Genomic DNA, 19,361 nt, shown 5'->3' on the forward strand with positions numbered 1-19,361 from the left:
CCCGCGCAATTTTGCGAGGGCTTACAAAATCACCTTGTAGGTCTTAATCTCAAAGGGCTTTATGGTAAACCTGAATTCCTTGTCCGTATATTCTACCACATTCTCTTCTTTCTCTTCTATAAGGTTGCATTCATAAACCTTTTTTATCGTTTTACCCATGCCAAAGGATACCGTGCCGCAGGTCTTTGCATTTTCATATTCGTACATACGAATGATGATGCCTTCTCCATCCTCCGACGCTTTCACCGTCTCTATCATGACATTTGGTGCATCCACCGAAAGAAGAGATTCCCAAGCGCCTGCCGTGCCCGATTTCACAGATAAAAGCGGCACATTTAAACAGTAGCTTTCCTTTACCGTATCACATTCTCTCAAGCTGCCCGCATGAGGATATAAGGAGTAGGTAAAGAAATGCTCCTCCTGATCCGTTACCGGATTCGGCTCGATGCCGGACTTAATCAAGGTCAGTGTCATAACGGAATCCTTCACCGAATGTCCGTACTTGCAATCGTTTAGCAGGCTGACGCCATAATGTCCTTCCGAAAGGTCCATCCATTTCTGCCCGCATGACTCAAAGCGCGCCATATCCCAGCTCGTATTCGTGTGAATCTTTCTCGTAAGATTGCCGAACTGGATATCGAAGGCCGCTTCATCCGTATGGATGTCCACCGGAAAATGCACCTTCAGAAGATGCTGATGCTCCTTCCAGTCCACATATGTCTCGAAATCGATTCTCGGGCTGTCCGCATAAAAATAAATCTTCTGATTTATCAAGGAATTGCTCACCTCGCGCTCTATGCTGAGAACCGTACAAACCGGTCCCTCCTCCAGCCATTCCATCTTCTTAAGTGCCTCTGCCTTCCAGCTTTTCTCCGTATGGTAAATATCGATATCCCAGTTATCATAATAAATGGGCTTATCCTCATACATCTCGAAGAGATTGCCTCTTTCGCCCTCTTTCAATACTTCTCTTTTGTTCTTCTTATCATAAACGGAAGTAAAGAAACCGTTTCTGTCAAGCTCTACCTTATAATAAGGCGTTTCCAGACTTCCTCCCAATCGTTTGAAGGGACTTTCCGCCGCTTCTCCTGCCACCATTTCAAAACTTTTGAAGCCTTTAGAGGGAATATCTGCAAGGAAAGCGACTGCTTCATTTTCCATGTTCTGAATCGGATATACATGGCCCTGTGCATCCTTTAATACCCCCTTACACTCCTTAGGAAGACGCACGATATCATTTCTGTCAAAGCCGAGAGTATTGAGTACGGTAACCGCTTTTCCTTCTCCGGCAAGCGCTTCCATTCTCTCTGTAAGCAGCTCATTTCCCGTAACAGCCAATTCCTCATATTCCTTCTTTGTCACTTCATATACTTCATGAATGGAGGAACCTGGAAGAATATCGTGGAATTGATTGAGAAGTATCGTCTTCCACATTTTATCGATTTCATCTTTCGGATAGGCTATCCCCTTCCAAGAGGCCATTAAGCTAAGCAGCTCCAGATTCATCATCAAAAACTCGCTCTTTCTGTTAGCGCGCTTATTTCTTGCCATGGAGGTATAGGTCCCCCTATGATACTCGAAATACAGTTCACCCTCCCAAGTAGGAAGCCTTCGGTTATCCTTAACACGTTCAAACAGCTCCTCGAAATAAGTGCCGGAGAATTCCTGACGCACCTTGGGTATGCCTTTGATTCCCTTTTCCATTCTTTTGGAGGTTTCCAGCATTTCTCTCGTAGGACCGCCGCCCCCGTCTCCATACCCGAAGGAAATTAAAATGTCGTTATTTATTTCCTTATTCTGATATCTCTTCCAACCGCCCATAATCGCGTCGGGATGAAGCATTCCGTTATAAGTGGTAAAGAAGTCATCGCTGCTCTGACCTACGCCAAGCGTCGTTATCAAATGAGTAAATACAGACGTTCCGTCGATACCCTTCCAGTTAAAGGTATCGTAAGGCATCTTATCGATTTGATTCCATGCCAGCTTCGTGGTCATGAAATAGTCGATGCCGCTCTTTTTCATAATTTGAGGCAGAGCTCCCGAATAACCGAATACATCAGGAAGCCACAGGATTCTACAGTCCACACCGAACTCTTCTTTGAAGAATTTCTTTCCGTACAAGAATTGGCGTACCAAAGACTCACCCGAGGTTAAATTGGTATCCGATTCTACCCACATACCACCTTCCGGTTCCCAGCGGCCTTCTTTTACCCTTTCCTTTATCCTCGCATATAAATCAGGGTAGCGCTCCTTTAAGAATTCATAGAGCTGCGGCTGGCTTGACATGAACTTATAGTCAGGATATTCCTCCATCAGCTTCAGCACGGTGGCGAAGCTTCTTCCTACCTTTTCTCTCGTCTGCTCTACGGTCCACCACCAAGCTACATCGATATGAGTATGTCCAATACAGGTAGCAATTACCTCTTCATATCCGCCCATATCTTCATACAGTGCCTTTTCCAGATAAGCGTCAGCCTTTTTTATGCTTGTATAAAAGGCTTCTGAATAGGGAGTGCGAATATCCAAAAGATTCACCGCTTCGTTAAGCACCGTCTCAATGTCCATTCTCACCTTATCATCTTTCTCCATACGGTCAAATGCTTGGAGTGGAACGATCAAGTCATAATACAGCTTTTCTATTTCGAGATCCACCTGCTGCATCTCCATAATCATATCGAATTCCGCATGCAAGGTTCCCGTATACGCCTGAATATCGAGATTCCATGTCTCGCCCGCCTTGGCCCGTTCGGCAATCGAAACGGTACGGTGGTTCATATCTAAGCCTTGCGTCTCTTTCTCGTCAATAAATAAGAGAAATTGGGGATTCTTCCCGTCGTCCCATTCCTCGATCTGGGTCTTTACATGCAGGCGAAGCGTTTTTTCATTCCATTCCTCAGGAACTGTATAATCTGCCTTAAACCAGTAGTGTCCGTCAGGGCCGTACCATTTCATCGTCTTAGGAGAGAATTCTTCCCAAGGGGCTTCGCTTTTCTCCACCTCGGACGGATAAAAATATCTGCCCTTTTTATAACTGATATTTTCTATGGGAGAAGCCTTTACAATCGTAAGCCTCTTCAATTCGTCACAGATTACCTGTATTCTTTTATCGATAAACCACATATGATTCTTCCTCCTGCAATCCTTTCAAATCCCTTAAATAATCGGCATACCAGAAAACCACCTCGCCAATGCGATAAAGCTCCGATTCCCTGCTTACCGTGTACCACAAAAGCTTATATTGATAATACCACTTTTCCAGTTCTTCCGCAGCCTGAAATACATCTTCTGTAACACGACCTTCCGCATCGGCGCTCACAACGATTCCGCCGATGCGGTTAAAGAGCTTCATTCCTTCTGCCACTAGTAAATAAGGATAAATTCTCTTTCGCATTGTGCTGTCCATAAATTTCGTGCACCCCGTAAGCTCCTGTACACACATATCGATTTCCCGATTTTTCTCCGGTATGGTTTTCACCCGTTCTACAACCTCCGTCAGAACTTCTTTCTTTTTGGAAACGTCCGTTTTAGAGCCTTTTTCTTTCCAGTAAACAGCATTTCCCCAGCCAAAACATTCCTGCTCCCCCAGCCTTCCTGCTATATTTAGCAAAGTACCGGAGGAATCTCCATATTCCAAGAAAGAAACAGCCTTATTCATATCCTCATAAGAAGGAAGGGAACCGTTCCACGAAGCTGCGGCGCCATAGATAAGCCCCGGAATGCTGAATGCCGGATGATTGATATGGCCGAAATCTCCCCAATCTGTATTGAGCATTCCTTCGGCTTTATATTTCATTGCATATCCACACATCCTGGAAATATTTTCATAGGAGTTCCTTTGCAGATTCAAAAGCTGGTTCCATCCTGCCACACCGGGACATACATATTGTCTCACTCCGTTCCCCGCGTAAATGCGGGTGGAATCCTCCGTCTGATTATATGCATAGCCCCAGTTCAAGCATACCGTTCCCTCCGGCAGGCGATTGGCAAACTCAGGAAAATCCAGCATGACATCACCCCAAAGCATAGGAATGCGGCCGTTTTCGACAAGGAATCCGCATAGCTTTTCCACATACTCCATGTAAAGAACATCAACGCCTTCCTGCAATGCTCTGTCCTTATTTTTTCCTTTTCCTAAATCGAAGGTTTCATCCGCACAGATATTGAATTTCCCCGAGGAAAATAAGGGCATATATTCGGCAATCATTTGCTTGACCAGAGAAAAACTCTCCTCGTTTGAGATATCTATGGTATGATGGGCCATTCTGTCTATAAAGCTAAAAGGCTCCTCTCCCGCATCCGTCAGCTCACAAAGATGTTTGTATCTCTTCGTATTTAAAAGCTTATACAAATGTCCGAAGGTAGAAAGGGAAGGAATCAGTTCAATTCCCCTCTCCATGCAATAGGCGTCAAGCTCCATGATGTCCTGCGCACATAGCGGGGTATCATCCCTCCACATCTCACTGAATTCCGGAAAAAGAAAGCTGTGCTCTATATAGAGCTGCATCTGATTCATCTTATAAAAGCTCAGCGTATCTGCCAATTTCTTCAGCCACTCAAGCGTCGGCACTCTGCCCCTCGTCACATCGTGAAAAAAGCCTCTGTTAGGAAGAACCGGATAATCCTCCATACAAAGGCAGGGAATGCAGGCTCCTTCCTGACGAAGAATCTGCCGAAGCGTCTGGATTCCATACAGAAGTCCGTTTCCATCTCCTCCTTGTATATAAACGCCTTCTTCACCAACCTTAAGCAGGTAATGCTCACTCCCAAGTGCTTCCCTTACGCTGATATTAATCGTTCCTTTTTTGTTCCCTTTTACAATCCCGTAGGAAAAGCCAAGCTCACCTGTAATATCTTCCCGCAGCAGCTTCGCAAAGCCGTAAGCCTTTTGTGAACAAGAAGGGGCTATCTCAATGGTTCCGCAGTAAGGCAGATAATAAAATCCTTCTTTTATTGTCAATATCTTCGGTTCAGGAATCAGATACATTTCACACCTCGTACTTTTTTAAAAAGGAGCATTCTCTTAATGCTGTTGAAAATGCTCCTTTGTTAGTATAAGAGCAATTCGCGAAGCCTGTTGCTCGGTATTTTATATTTTACTCTGCGGCATCAATCTGCTTCTGAGCTTCTGCTCGGATAGTTTCCCAGCCTGCTGCATCCAGTTCGCCCTTAATTACTTCAATCAACTCTCTCGGGTCTCTGGCTCCGGTCCAGAATTCAGATTTGTACTTCTCATATACCGCACGGCAGCTTGCCAGCTCGGTCTCTATGCTGCTGGTATCCATATCAAAGCCCAGCATAGCGGAGGGTTTCGCATTTGCATTCAGTTCTTTTACTTCATCCCACTGATTTACTTGCGTCTCGGCAAGCTGGGAAACGTTGAAGAAGGTTCCCTGCGTATAGCCGGCCATACTCCATTCGGAATTCAATTTCTCTATTTTGCCGTCGTCTGTATAGTTGAAATTCTCGCCTTCCACACCGTAATATAACCAGTCACGTACTTTGGAGTCCGTATTTACAAGCTGTAAAAGTTCAAGTGCTTTATCGGGGTGTTCACAGCCCGAGTAAATAGCATTCATGGAACCACGTACTGAAGTGTTGGATACTACCGTATCACCATACTGTACCGCTACACAGTCTTCAATTCCGTTATTAGGTCCCCATGTAGAAGCTGCTGCTCCGCTCCAGCCCTGCGCCGTGAAGAACGTCCTGTATTTGTTCGCATCATCCGCTGTCGGAGCGTCTCCGTTAATGGTTCCTTCCTTGTACATCTGGTGTATAATATCGAGGTTTTTCAGAATATCCTCATCCTCCAGGGGATTTACTACCGTCTTCGTATCGTCATTATATTTAACACCAAGAGCGGAAAGACCTGCTCCCAATTGATCGAAATACGCCGTTACGAGGAAATCTGCTCCCGATTTCGACATATAGTAGGGCGCAGTTCCTTCGCCGTCCTTAATCGTCTTAAGCGCATCATATAGGCTTGTGAAATCATTTACCGTATTAATATCAATATTGTATTTATCCGCTACCGCTTTGTCCCAGATAAAATATTCGGTTACAGAGCTGTCTTTATAGGTAGGAACCCCGTAAACTTTTCCGTCAATGGAAGCTGCCTGCCAATAATCTTCAGGAATCATTGAATACAGTTCCGGTGCCGAGGTCTTTAAAAGGTCGGTCATATCCAGGAAGGCCCCTGTTGACACTTCCGAATTGTATCTCGCTTGATCCGTAAAAAGAATGTCGAAGGCTTCTCCTGAATTAACGATTACGCTGCGGCGGTTGTCCCAGTCACCCCAAGGTACGATTTCCATCTGCACGTTAACTCCGATTTTTTCCTCTAAATAAGGATTAATCTGAGCCAGCCATGCGTCGTAGTTCGTAGGCATTCCATTTCCTACCTGAATCCATTTTAACGTAACCACCTCGCCGTTATTGCCGCTTTCCTCACTCGCTGCAGGCGTTTCTGCTGTTTCCTTAACTGTCGTCGTTTCGCCCGTGCCAGTCTGTGCCCCGTTAGCGCTTCCGCATCCTGCAAGAAGGCCGATTCCCATGACACACGCCATTGCCATTGCTACTAATCTCTTTTTCATACAACCTCTCCTTTTCTTTACTTTTATATCATTTAAAAGTGTTTCTTTCAGGAAGACTTTCGTTCCCTGAAAATAAAACGCAAGCGTTTTCAATATCTTACATCAGCCCTTTACCGCCCCAACCGTCAGACCGGATATAAAATATTTCTGGAAGAACGGATAGGTACATGCGATAGGAACGATAATGATAATCGCCATGGCCATTCTCGCACCTTCCTTTGGCATGGAATTCATATATTGCTGCATCGTAACTCCCAGAGTCGGGTTATTTGCCATCATTTGAATATTCCTCTGTACATGGTCCAAAAGGGCCTGCAGGGAAAAAAGCTTCGTGTTCGTAATATACAGAGAGGACTGGAACCAATCATTCCAATATCCAAAGGTCAAAAACAGCGCTATGGTAGCTATCAAAGGCTTAGACAGCGGTATTGCTATTTTACCGAAAATAGTGAGCTGGGATGCCCCGTCAATTTGTGCTGATTCGATTACCGAATCAGGTATATTCGTCTTAAAAAAGGTCTTGCATATAATTACATTGAAGGACGAGACACACAATGGAAGAATTAAAGCCCACATGGAATCCTTCAGGTGCATGAATTGCGTATTTACAACATAAGAGGATATCATACCTCCATTAAAAATCATTGGAATAAATACTATCATCGTGCAGAAACCCTTCAGCTTATAATCACTTCTGGAAAGCACATATCCCATTAGTGTAGTAAGTGCTACCCCAAGCGCCGTACCCACTACCGTAACAAGAATTGAGATACCAAGAGCATGAATTATCGTCTCTCCTTCTCTGAATAAAAATAGGTACGAGTCGATGGAAAAGGCCTCCGGTATGAAGCGGTATCCGTTCATCTTAATGGATTGCTCGGACGAAATGGATATGATAAATATAAATACCACCGGTATAATACACATTAGGGCAACGACTATAAAAACAATATTAAAGAACGCATTGGTCTTTCCGGAAATCATGTTCAGTCTGGAGGCCGAATTCTCTGCCTCTTTGTTTTTTCCCATACTCCATTCCTCCTTTCTATATAATAGCGCTGTCTTCATCGATTCTCTTCACAATAGCATTGGCTACGAGAATCGTAATACAGCATGCCACCGACTGGAAGAACGTAGCCGCTGAGGTCATTCCAATTGGCGTTGCCGACTGGAGCGCATTAAATACATAAGTATCTATGGTCGCCGTCGCATTGAATATGGAACCGCTGGCGCCCTGCGAAAGTTGGTAGAACAAACCGAAATCTGAATAAAAAATCTTTCCTACATTCAGGATAAACATCATAATAATGACATTTTTAAGGCAAGGCAGCGTAATATACCATACCTGCTGACGTTTATTGGCTCCGTCCACCACTGCTGCTTCGTACAAGGTCGTATCAATTCCCGTAATGCTGGATAAGTAAATGATCATGTTATATCCTGTGGATTTCCACAAATACATGAAGATGAGTATGAATGGCCATACCCCCGCTTTCATGTACCATTGAATAGGCGAATTTCCCGCATCCGTAATCATCCCGTTAATGAGCCCGTTGCTCTGATTCAAAAAGGCATCCAGGAAATATGCTACAACAACCCATGACATAAAATAGGGAAAGAACATTAACGTCTGATAGACCTTCGACTTCCTCTTATTGTGCAGCAGACTGATCATAATCGCCATTCCCACGGAAAGCACCATGCCCATAACAATAAATGTGAAATTGTATAGAATAGTATTGCGCAAAATAATGAATAAGTCGTTCGATTTAATTAAAAATTCAAAGTTCTTGAACCCCGCCCATTGGCTGTGGATTACATTATAAATAAAACTCTTCCCGCCCGTAATTTTATAATTTTTAAATGCAATGATTAACCCAAACATCGGCAGGAAGCAAAAAAGGATATACCATATCGTGGTGGGCAGCGCCAATATTGAAAGCTCGGTATCATTTTTTGTCCAATGTCGTTTTTTTCGTTTCACCGGAACATTTTCACTTCTCAATTGTTTTCTCCTCCTTTGCCTTTATGCGGCTGCCGCATCTTCATTTATTTAAATCTCTGACAGAATTTCTAAAAATATTTTTACCTATCACCCGGTAAACCTCTCCGCCCTTCTTATTTGGATTATCCATGCGTCTGATGATCCTCTTCGATACTACCTTGCCGATTTCTTCCATATTAACAGCAATTGTGGTAAGCTGAGGCTCACATAGTTCCGCATAAATATCATTATCGAAACCTACAATAGATATATCTTCCGGTATACGAAGCTTCCTCTCCTTCAAAACCCTTACCAGACGAAAAGCTGCTTCGTCACAGTTGCACAAAAAGGCACTGGGAAGAGTATCCGGGAGTTTAAGTTCAATCGCTTCTCCCTCTATCGTTCTATCCGGTATGAGCCATTGCAGATTCGGCTCCACTCTCTGCTCCATAAGAGCTCTCATATATCCGAGATAGCGATCGGTAATGCTGGTGGTGGCTCCCACTGTACCTACGAATCCAATGTCCTTGTGTCCCATCTGCATAAGATATTCCGTCATCTCATAGGTACTATAGATATTCTCGGTTACTACGGAGTCGGACTTATGTGTCTCGTCATATACGTCCACATAGACTTTTGGTAAATCAATGGAATCCACTTTATCTCTGACTACGTGGTCTAAAATCCCTAATAGGATAAGGCCGTCAAACATTCCCTTTTTCCCAATCGTCTCCAAATCTCCCATAAGACTGTTTCTGTTAGGAGTAATCATAACACTGGTACAGGATGCCTTTCTCAGCTCACTAATGATTCTCTCATACATTCCTATATAGAACTTCCCGCTGTCCGACATGGAGGTGAACCGGTCGCTCATAATGACTCCAACCTTCCTCGTCTTCCTTTGTCCGTAGTCGGGAAGGATATAGCCATATTGTTCTGCCACTTGAAAGATTTTATCCTTCAGTTCATCGCTTACGCCGTCTTTTCCGTTCAGGGCCTTGGAAACCGTCACCTTACTGATTCCCAACTCATCCGCTATGTTCTGCATGGATATTGGTTTTTGCACTGCCATATCCGTTCTCCTTTTTTTAATATATGTTAGGTTACATTTTGTATATTTAACTTAACATATATTTCGACTTTTAGCAATAGTTATTTGTCATTTTGTATGTATATTATTTTTAAATATTTATTTTCTATCCATATCATCCAATAAATATCAATCTTTACGCATGTAAGAATTGTTATTTTTATTTAAATATTACTATTTTTCCTTGTTTGGTTTTTTCTATACTTCTGCTTTTTATTTTTTGTTACTTAACATTTTATTACATAAGTCAGTTCTTTTCGACTTGATTCCCCCGCTTCTCTCCTTGAACTCTCATCTAAAAAAGGATGCTTCACCCATATTCGCAATCAAACACATAGGCGGCACAACTTCTGTTCTGCTCGCAGCTGCACCTCTTTTACCTGAAGGACAACAACACCAATAAAAAAACACACTGAAAATCTTAGCAGTTCTTAAGATTTTCAGTGTGTTATGATTTGAAGATATCGAAGACAAGGCCGGACTCAATTCATCCCTTTTTGAAAAAACTCCAATTCCTTATTGAAGGCATCGGCCACTCGCTTATCATTCAGCCATATGATTACATTCACAGAAACAAATACGAACACAATAAAGAGCGCAAGAATAATGGAAAATCCCGGCGAAAAACGAACTCCAGAAGCATAGTTAAGCCCGAAAATCATCGCCTCGATTAAGAACAGATGAATCCCCTTCCTTGCAATAGCTTCACTCACACTAAATTCTCTTTTGGAGTAGCCTACAAAACCTAAGAGGGAGGACAACAACCCAATGAGAGGAGGAGAAAAAAAGGCATAATAACCGAAGGTAACCTCTTTGAGATAAAGGCTTCCTATGATGGCACTGCCTAATGTTATAAGTGTCGTACTGATGAAAAAGGACGCAGCCAAATCGGATATTACATTTTTATATTTCATTTTTGTTTCCTCCAAACACTTTTTCTCTAATTGAGCTTATATACTGCCTTGAAATCATCACCTTCTCGCCGCTTTTCAGATGGGCGAGAAAGCGGCCGTTCAGCGCCGGACTGATGCTCTTTAACTGCATGAGGTTCAGCACTACAGACTTGGAGCAGCGGATGAAATGATAGGGCGCATACGCCCTCTCCGCCTCATATAACCTGAGCTTTATCTCAAATACCTTATTCTGTGTATAAGCGAACAGCTTTTCATCTACCGCTTCAAAATAATAGATATCCTCCAACTTGATTTTCGCCATATGCCCGTCTTCTACTCCCGGCAGTTCTACCCCCTTCGATAAGACATAGGAATAAATATCCTTGATTTCCTGTGTCAAATCGACACATTCAATAACCACCTGTTCTTGCTCTTTGTTCTTTATCTTCCTTACCGTTACCCTCATGTCAATATTCCTCTTCTATGGCCAGCGTCCCTTCTCCCTTCAAGTAATAATTGAAAAAGGTAAGCACCACATAGTTTACATTCTCGATGCATTCTCTGGCATCTACGGTGCCCACGCCAAGCAGTCCTGCAAGAGGCGGAGAAACAAGCGGTAAATCTGTAAAATTAAGATGGCCCGCATTATCAAAAATAACCTCTCTATAATCGAGTGCACGCTCACCCATATAAAAATTCACATACCCATCTCCCGGCACTTCCAGAGCCAAAGCGTGTACTGCCTTAGAATTCATATCCAGCAAAGGAATCGGGTATGGCTCTTGATTGTATATTTCCCTGCCATTTTCGATTCCAATGTATTCGCCCAGCATGGTGCCTTCCAAGTCGATAACCGCGTCGATATCCTTCCGTTCCCTTCCGACCTGAACGGATGTCGCTCCTCCTAGAGAATGTCCGAATAGACCAATCTTATCCCCATCAATCAAGGAAAAAGGCGCCTCATTTGCGGCATCTGCCTTATTCAAAATGGTATCCAGAACGAAATTCATATCTTCCGTCCTTACCTTCATCCATTCCCGAGTCTTCAAATAATCTGTCTTCAAATAATCCGTTTCTTTCTTATCCGGCGTTTCGTCCGAGTTCATGTCGTAAATCTGTTCTATGAATTTCTTGGAGGCATAGGTCGTCTTCCCATTTACATCCGTGACAAACATAGCGTGATAAGGATGCCCTATGCTGGCGACTACATATCCATGGGAAGCCAGCTCGGTATAGGTTGAGTTGTTGCTGTCAATGACACCGAACGCTCCGTGAGAAAAAACAACCAACGGATAGGTTCCGGTCTCGGCAGGATACCAGAACTTCACTGTTACCGATCTGTTTTCACCGATATCTGAAAATGTTTCGATGCGGTTCTCATCCACATACGTATATTCCGCATTTTCTACTGTATGACCTCCTGTTACCGGAAGTGGCTTATACTGGGGAAAAAAGAACGCAGGAACCAACGCTAAAAAATAAACTGTTATGTTGCCCAGAAAAAGAGCTATCCTCTTTCCTTTTCCATAGGACTTACCTTTGTCTCTGTATTCCGCGAGCAAGCCTATACAAGCCTGAAATAGTAAAACTAACAATATCGCGCCGTATCTCGACACTCCTTCCAAGATACCTGCGATAAGTAATAAAGTTAATAATACCGCAAAAACTATTTTCCAAATATACTTCTCTCTTCTTTTAATGCTCCCCGCTTTAAACGACCAAAGCAAAAAGATGATTTCTCCTATAACCAGCAGAGTCAATATTACAGTTCCCATTTAAAAGCCTCCTATGTTTTCTATCATTAGATTTATAGGAAACATAACACATCCTCGCAGCGCGGGCTATCCTTCTTCGGATGAGATACTTAATGAATGGATGAAATACATTTTCAGCTTATAAGTTCTTCAACTTAACAGGAATAAAGCTTTCCATCTGCGCCCACCCCTGTGCCTTTATAATTGGTTCAGGTGTTATGATATGGCCCATCGCATAGTGGTTGGATCGAACATCAAGCTCCAGTATTTCAGATTCCTCAATATACCTAAGCGCTTCTTCATATAATCTTCCGCCGGCTTCTTCATCCCCGTCTTTATATACATAAGTAAGATAATAACCGCCTTCAAAGTCAATGACTGCATTTCCTCCGTCATCCATCCCCTCGCTCAGTGCCCACATCCACACCATTCCTTGCTTATCTTCATCAAAATACAAAAAATCCCGCGGCATGAAGCTGTCTCTGTCACCAGGCTTTATCGCCGAAAAATAGGCATCGAACCTCCCTAAAATACCTGTCGGTGAAAAGTCGAAGTCCTTATCCGGCTTCGAAGACGCCGCCCTAAATGAAGGCAATGATATTACTCTGAATTTCATGTCCTTTCCCTCCTCAATCTACATTTGTCTTACATAATAATTTTGCACGTTTCTTTTTGAGTATTTTATCATACTCTTTGGAGCTTTACTACTTGGTGTGAAAATTTTATTGAAATCACGCTTAAATTTATCAAAAATTACAAACTCTTTCATACGTTTCTATATCTTTGTTGACACTTTTTTATTCTTAGGTTTTCTCTTCTCAAGGTCATAAGCATCATTGACTCGTATCTTTCGCAATATAGAAGCTTTTCCTCAATCTTAACCGGTCGCTCCCTTGTTATTCCATAGCGATGCCGCCGCAAAGTCCGTGTGCACCCATACTTTTTCTAATCCACAACTCTTAGCCACTCTTTTTCTTTGTCTGGTTCCACTATTTATATAGCTTAATATAATAATATTAATAATTATGTCTTTTCCAGGAGAAATCAAATGGATTATTCCAATCAAAAAAACTTTATAGATGCTCAGCACCGACAATACTCGCGGACTCCCCCGCCTCCTCCGCCACCCCCATTTCCAGGGAACAACAGACCGGGATCAGGATCAGGGCCGGGATTTGGACCAGGACCAGGATCAGGGCCGGGATTCGGACCAGGACCGGGATCAGGACCGGGATTCGGACCAGGACCGGGATCAGGACCGGGATTTGGACCGGGACCGGGATCAGGACCGGGACCAGGATCAGGACCGGGACCAGGATCAGGACCGGGATTCGGAGGCCCTTCTTTAGGCCCACCCACATCAGCACCTCCAAACTTTACCCCTTCCAAACAGATAACAACATTCAGGGTTGACCCATCCTCCATTCGGAACTGCCTGGGGCGCTTCACCTATATCTGGATGAGTAATGGAAATGAGTTCTGGATGTTTCCTATTCAGGTAAGCCGCAATACCGTAACCGGGTTCCGATGGAACCGATTCTTCCAATGGTCTTTCTTTGGGGTATCTCTGGATAGAATTGATGCATTTACGTGCGTATAAGTTCCACCTAAAACAGCACCACCCATTCTAACTTGGGTGGTGCTGTTAATCTTATAATATTCTTCAATGTGAATGACGACTAGTTCCCCATCTGCTTTGCAAGCTTCCGAGAGGAAGTTGCATTTTACGTATCGACTAGTTCCCCATCTGCTTTGCAACTTCCTCTGCAAAGTTCTCTTCTTTTTTCTCCAGACCTTCGCCCGTCTCAAAACGAACGAATCTCTTCAGCGAAAGGTTTGCACCGTTCTCTTTTGCAACCTGTTCAACGTACTGAGCAACGGTCTGCTTTCCATCCTCTGCTTTTACATAAGTCTGCTCTAAGAGGCATACTTCTTTCAGCTCTTTATTAAGGCGTCCCAATACCGCGCCTTCGATAACCTTCTCCGGCTTACCAGCCATTTTAGGATCCTGAGCGATCTGAGCAGCGATGATTTCCTTCTCATGCGCTTTGTATTCTTCGGAAACCTCTTCCGTAGATACATATTTCGGGGAAAGTGCTGCGACCTGCATAGCGAGGTTCGTAAGCGCTTCCTTTATCGCATCGTTCACAACATCCGTAGTTGCTTCTACGACAACGCCGATTCTTCCGCCGCCATGTACGTAAGTTACTACACATCCGTTCTCAGCCACTACCTTTTCAAATCTTCTGATATTCAAATTCTCGCCGATAACAGAAACCTTTTCAATCAATGCTTCTTTTACTGTCTTAGAAGAATCCTCTTTCCATGCCTCAGCCATAAATGCATCGATATCCGCTGCATCAGAAACTACTGCCTGCGCTGCAACGTTCTCAACAAATTTCTGGAAATCTTCGTTCTTTGCAACGAAGTCCGTCTCGGAGTTAACTTCAACGACTGCTGCACATTTATCGCCATCCGTAGCTACACGGCAAAGTCCTTCCGCTGCAATTCTTCCAGCCTTCTTCTCTGCCTTAGCCTGACCATTTTTTCTCAAATATTCTACAGAAGCTTCCATATCGCCGTTGTTCTCGGTAAGCGCCTTTTTACAGTCCATCATACCTGCACCGGTCAATTCTCTCAATTCTTTTACCATTCCTGCCGTAATGCTCATTTAAATAACCATTCCTTTCTTCACACTATTCTATACTATGGCCTATTCTGCCGCGATTTCTTCGATATCGGTTGCTTCCGTAGCCTCAGCTGCCATTTCTACAGCTACTTCCGTGAAAGCTTCCTCTCCCTGATTAGATTCGATTACAGCGTCAGCCATCTTGGAAACGATTAATTTTACGGCTCTGATAGCATCATCATTTCCCGGGATAATGTAATCGAGTTCTTCCGGATCGCTGTTGGTGTCACCGATTCCGATTAACGTAATACCCAGAGTATGAGCCTCTTGAACACAGATTCTTTCCTTCTTAGGGTCTACTACGAAAATAGCATCGGGAATTCTCGTCATATCTTTGATTCCGCCCAGGTTCTTCTCTAACTTCTCCCACTCTTTCCTGAGTGCGATAACTTCTTTCTTAGGAAGAACATCGAAGGTTCCGTCCTGAGACATCTGCTCGATCTTCTTTAATCTGTCAATTCTGCTGCGGATCGTCTTAAAGTTGGTGAGCATACCGCCTAACCATCTCTCATTTACATAAAACATTCCGCAACGCTCTGCTTCTGATTTAACGGCATCCTGTGCCTGCTTTTTCGTACCAACAAAAAGAATGGTTCCGCCCTGAGCTGCGATATCGAATACCGCCTTGTAAGCTTCATCCACCTTGCCTACAGACTTCTGTAAGTCAATAATATGGATGCCATTTCTCTCTGTGAAGATATAAGGAGCCATCTTAGGGTTCCATCTTCTCGTCTGATGTCCGAAATGAACACCTGCCTCTAATAACTGTTTCATTGAAATAACGCTCATGTTTTTTACCTCCATTTGGTTAATTTGCTTCCGCATATCTTACACTCCATTGCCTACCTTAAGTGTCAAAAGCACCGACAATGAATAGACACACGTGATTTTTAGTCACAACATTCGAATTATAACATAACAAAAACCCTTCTGACAAGGGCTTTTGCGAAATTTGCTGAAATTATTGTATTTATTTTTACTGAGCTGTACTCTCTACTTTTCCGCCCGTAATAATCGTCGCAATGTCCTCTTCAGAAGCACCGGAAGGTATCTTATATTCCGCCGCGACAATCTTTCTGTCATACCCGTTATTTAATAAATACGTATCGAAATCATCCGCCGATGAAATTAAATCAATTTCTGCAAGCCGTTTGCATATGCTGTAGGGAGCTTCGCCTTTTTTTACTGAAAAAATCGCAGGCTCCGGTTCTTCCAGCTCTGCATCCGCCATACCGGCCGCATCATCCTTTAAAGCTCCATCAGAATCAGTTTTAGCTGCTTCAACGCCGGAATCACCCAAGATGCCGTTCAATTCTGCCGCATCTTCAGATTCCTTCCCCGCCTCATTCACTGGAGGATCCTCCTGCCCTTTTGCGGTCTCTGCCTCCGAATCGTCCGACTCATTAGAGATACTTTCCCGCCCCTCTTTGTCTTTCACTTCTTCCGTGTACTCTGTCAGGACTTTATTCTCCACCATACCCAGAGTCTTCGCCCTCGCTATGATTTCGTCGTTCGTAAGAGCTTCTCTCTTTCCGCCCGTCGCAAATCCCATAATGACGGCGGTAATGATTATACCTAAGCCAAGCCCTCTCAAATAATATTTTAAATTCATATCCGTTCCTGCCCGTCCTAATTTCGGCCTGCCCGCTCTAAGTCTGCTCAAATAAATCGATGACCAGCTTCACTTCTCCGACACCGAGTCCTAATTCCTTCGCTATCGCAGTTTGGGATTTTCCCTCCTTGTGCAGACCTAATATTTTTTCATTGCTATTTTTGCTCTTTTCCTCTGTGATTATAGGCTCAGGCTTAGCCGGCTCACTTTTCACTTCAGCCTCACCGCCTACAACCTTCGTTTTCACCGTGTCCGCAGCTTTGCGTCTGCCACCTTTTTTTACCGTCACTTTTTCCGGCGCAATGGGTACAAATGCAACTTCTTCTTTAGCCGTTTTTGCCGCCACAGGCGCAACCCTTTTTTCTGTCTCTTTTTTTTCTTCTTCCGGCGATTCTGCCGCCTGCTTTATTTCCTTCGCCACTTTACCTGCTTCGCTTACCGTACTAACAAGATTTTCATGCTTATCATTCAGCATGTCATATAAGAAAATCACTTCATTATGATTCTTGTTAATATTTTCCAAGACGAGATCCGAATATTCGTTGACTGCCATGATTTTCTCATTTGCCAGACGCTCCATGCTTCTCTCTGTCTTTTCCATGGAGTAAGTGACCGTCTCATCGACAATATCACCTATACGCTTCTTGGCCTCTTCTACTTCTTTTTCTACCAGTTCTTTTATTTGTCCTTTATCTATCTGCGGCCCCTTTTCCTCCGTTTTCCCCTTCCAAGCAGGTAAAACAAAGCTCAACACCAAAATAATGCCGCCAATAATAAGAAGAACAATTTCCGCTGTGTTCATAGATTGTCTTCTCCTAAATCTTTATATCAAACCGACTCATATTTTTAATCATAACCTTCCCGTCAGGACCGTCCTTCTTCTCTTCATCCTTTTTACGGTGCTGTCCTCCGTCGCCTGAATATTCGCCATTCCCCTTATCCTTGGCGTCAAAGCGCTTGTTTTGCTTTTCGGTATTCTCCCCTTGATGCACCTGCGTCATACGATCATCCACGACTTTGCTGAATTGTTTCTGGAAATTGCTCTGATCGACCATTCCCTTATTGTCTTCATTTTGCTTTATCGTAGTATAATCCTGCGCACGTGTTATCTGTCCCTGCAACTCAACACGGCTAATCGACATCGTTATGACCTCCTTTTTCACTAAAGTGCCGTCATTTTTACCTCGCCATCCATTTTAATGAATTTGCAATACTGCATTTCACTCTTTATTATCATAGACAAATCACCAATACATACACGGGTTCCTCCGTATACCACGCCCGTCACATTGACACAGGCCCCTGACATATTGCCTATAAAATCCTGAAGCCCGTCCATTTCTGCCATCTTCTCTTCTATCTCTTTCGTCTTCTCCTTATTTAGGAAAATCAAAGACTTCATATATTGTATCTGTTCCGGAGACAGCTTTACCCCCTTCGCCAGCTTCTGCTGCGTGGATGTGAGGATTGGCTGAACCGATTTCACTACCTTTGTTGCCTCCATGATTTCTTTCTGTAACTCTTGAATACGAGTCTTCGTAGTGGGATTCGCTCCTACCTCTACTATCGTATCCACACCCATAGGAGATCCTAAAGTCTTTACGGTTATCGTGTTCGTAGCGCAGACCCGGCCGCCTGTTATAAATCCACGTTTTCCGCTTACCGTCACCTCGGTTCCCGCCTGCACCGTACTGTGCAGAATAGATTCCGACGACACATATCCGCCTGCTATCGCCGTAGTATTCTCCATGTACCTCGCAACGATGTTCCCCTGCGCCCGCAGTATTCCCCGATTCATGCCGTTCATACCTCTGGCTATGGTAATATTGCCGCCAGCCTCTAAGAAAGCACCCTCTACCACACCTTGAACCTCAATGTTTCCTTTTGATTTCACGGAGAAATTCGCGCATATATTTCCTCTGACCTGAACGCTCCCGTCATATTCGATATTTCCTGTGGCATTATCCACATTATCGACGGATAAAACATCAGAAACAAACACCTTCTCATCCACTAAAGTCACATGCCCGTCCACTTCAGAAATCATGGTGAGTTTGTCCTCGGAAAGAGTAACATTTCGGCTGTATTTCAACATCTTTTTCTTTACATCCCGTGGTTTCAGCCTCTCCCCCATCAGATTGGTGCCCGCCTCACCCACGTCTTCGGGAAACAGCCTGGCGATTACATCACCTTTATGACAATGATTGATTGTATTCAAATTAAAAAAGTCCACACTTCCATCGTCTTTCAACGTGGGCTTTACTTTTAAGTCCGTATTAAAATAATATTCAATATAAGCGTCTGTTCCGTGACGAGGCTCTTTTCCTCTCGCTACGATGATATCTTCACAAAAACGTCTATTTTCAAAGTACTTGTCTATTTCCTCTTCCTGTATTCCAAATTTGATACCTTTAAAATTAAGATCATCGATAAATTCTCTCTTGGTCATCTTTCCGCCATTAACGGAGGGCGGATAAAAGCGAACGGTAGCAATCATCTTATCCTGACTCACCATCAACTTATAATTCTCGCGCTCTTCCAGACCCGTCACGTTATTAATAATTGCCGTATACGGCTCCGCTCTTCCCACAAGAGAATGCAGCGCCCGATTATCGTATGCGATGTTTCTGCTCGACAAGTATTCTACAATTTCGCTTAAATTGGCTGCCTCTCCACCATTTGTCGGCGGAAATACCTGCAATTTGGTTACACCATCTTCATAAATAAGTTGAAAATATCCATTCAT

General features: G+C 43.6%; 17 protein-coding genes. All 17 read right to left on the bottom strand.

Features of this window, described 5'->3' with window-relative positions; translation table 11 throughout:
- Positions 1-21 precede the first annotated feature (21 nt).
- Entirely contained in the window at positions 22-3,120 is a 3,099-nt protein-coding gene (locus tag CC90_RS0107850; RefSeq protein WP_031390244.1) for an alpha-mannosidase, read from the bottom strand.
- Positions 3,104-4,984 (bottom strand): glycoside hydrolase family 20 zincin-like fold domain-containing protein, encoded by a 1,881-nt coding sequence (locus CC90_RS0107855; RefSeq protein WP_035315248.1) that lies wholly within the window; start codon positions 4,982-4,984, stop codon positions 3,104-3,106. Before CC90_RS0107855 ends, CC90_RS0107850 begins: the two co-directional genes overlap by 17 nt.
- A 109-nt stretch (positions 4,985-5,093) precedes the next feature.
- Complete coding sequence (locus tag CC90_RS0107860; protein ID WP_031390246.1) at positions 5,094-6,593, bottom strand: ABC transporter substrate-binding protein; 1,500 nt, start codon at positions 6,591-6,593, stop codon at positions 5,094-5,096.
- A gap of 102 nt (positions 6,594-6,695) precedes the next feature.
- Complete coding sequence (locus CC90_RS0107865) at positions 6,696-7,622, bottom strand: carbohydrate ABC transporter permease (RefSeq protein WP_031390247.1); 927 nt, start codon at positions 7,620-7,622, stop codon at positions 6,696-6,698.
- A 16-nt stretch (positions 7,623-7,638) separates the two neighbouring features.
- The gene (locus CC90_RS0107870; RefSeq protein ID WP_031390248.1) at positions 7,639-8,598 is read right to left on the bottom strand and encodes an ABC transporter permease; all 960 of its coding nucleotides are present in this window, start codon (positions 8,596-8,598) and stop codon (positions 7,639-7,641) included.
- Between the two features lie 40 nt (positions 8,599-8,638).
- The gene (locus tag CC90_RS0107875; protein WP_031390249.1) at positions 8,639-9,649 is read right to left on the bottom strand and encodes a LacI family DNA-binding transcriptional regulator; all 1,011 of its coding nucleotides are present in this window, start codon (positions 9,647-9,649) and stop codon (positions 8,639-8,641) included.
- A 500-nt stretch (positions 9,650-10,149) separates the two neighbouring features.
- Entirely contained in the window at positions 10,150-10,581 is a 432-nt protein-coding gene (locus CC90_RS0107880) for a DUF3021 family protein (RefSeq protein WP_031390250.1), read from the bottom strand.
- Positions 10,571-11,026: a LytTR family DNA-binding domain-containing protein gene (locus CC90_RS0107885; RefSeq protein WP_031390251.1), complete on the bottom strand. Its 456-nt coding sequence runs from the start codon at positions 11,024-11,026 to the stop codon at positions 10,571-10,573. The genes CC90_RS0107880 and CC90_RS0107885 overlap by 11 nt, the downstream gene beginning before the upstream one ends.
- 1 nt (position 11,027) lies before the next feature.
- Positions 11,028-12,335: an alpha/beta hydrolase family protein gene (locus CC90_RS0107890; RefSeq protein ID WP_031390252.1), complete on the bottom strand. Its 1,308-nt coding sequence runs from the start codon at positions 12,333-12,335 to the stop codon at positions 11,028-11,030.
- A 118-nt stretch (positions 12,336-12,453) separates the two neighbouring features.
- On the bottom strand, positions 12,454-12,930 hold the full coding sequence (locus CC90_RS0107895; RefSeq protein ID WP_031390253.1) for a hypothetical protein: 477 nt from the start codon (positions 12,928-12,930) through the stop codon (positions 12,454-12,456).
- Positions 12,931-13,387: 457 nt separating this feature from the next.
- Complete coding sequence (locus CC90_RS23990; RefSeq protein WP_157837538.1) at positions 13,388-13,687, bottom strand: hypothetical protein; 300 nt, start codon at positions 13,685-13,687, stop codon at positions 13,388-13,390.
- 362 nt (positions 13,688-14,049) lie between these two features.
- Positions 14,050-14,985, bottom strand: a complete 936-nt coding sequence (gene tsf / locus CC90_RS0107910; protein ID WP_031390256.1) for a translation elongation factor Ts — start codon at positions 14,983-14,985, stop codon at positions 14,050-14,052.
- A gap of 42 nt (positions 14,986-15,027) precedes the next feature.
- Entirely contained in the window at positions 15,028-15,792 is a 765-nt protein-coding gene (gene rpsB, locus CC90_RS0107915; RefSeq protein ID WP_031390257.1) for a 30S ribosomal protein S2, read from the bottom strand.
- Positions 15,793-15,979: 187 nt separating this feature from the next.
- Positions 15,980-16,615 carry a hypothetical protein gene (locus CC90_RS0107920; protein ID WP_132038546.1) on the bottom strand — a complete coding sequence of 212 codons (636 nt, stop codon included), beginning with the start codon at positions 16,613-16,615 and terminating at the stop codon, positions 15,980-15,982.
- Between the two features lie 37 nt (positions 16,616-16,652).
- Complete coding sequence (locus CC90_RS0107925; protein WP_031390259.1) at positions 16,653-17,417, bottom strand: DUF6115 domain-containing protein; 765 nt, start codon at positions 17,415-17,417, stop codon at positions 16,653-16,655.
- A 13-nt stretch (positions 17,418-17,430) separates the two neighbouring features.
- A complete protein-coding gene (locus tag CC90_RS0107930) occupies positions 17,431-17,757 on the bottom strand; it encodes a hypothetical protein (protein WP_031390260.1) in 327 nt (108 codons plus the stop codon).
- Between the two features lie 20 nt (positions 17,758-17,777).
- Positions 17,778-19,361, bottom strand: a complete 1,584-nt coding sequence (locus CC90_RS0107935) for a DUF342 domain-containing protein (RefSeq protein WP_031390261.1) — start codon at positions 19,359-19,361, stop codon at positions 17,778-17,780.

The sequence above is a fragment of the Kineothrix alysoides genome (assembly GCF_000732725.1).
Taxonomy (GTDB): Bacteria; Bacillota; Clostridia; order Lachnospirales; family Lachnospiraceae; genus Kineothrix; species Kineothrix alysoides.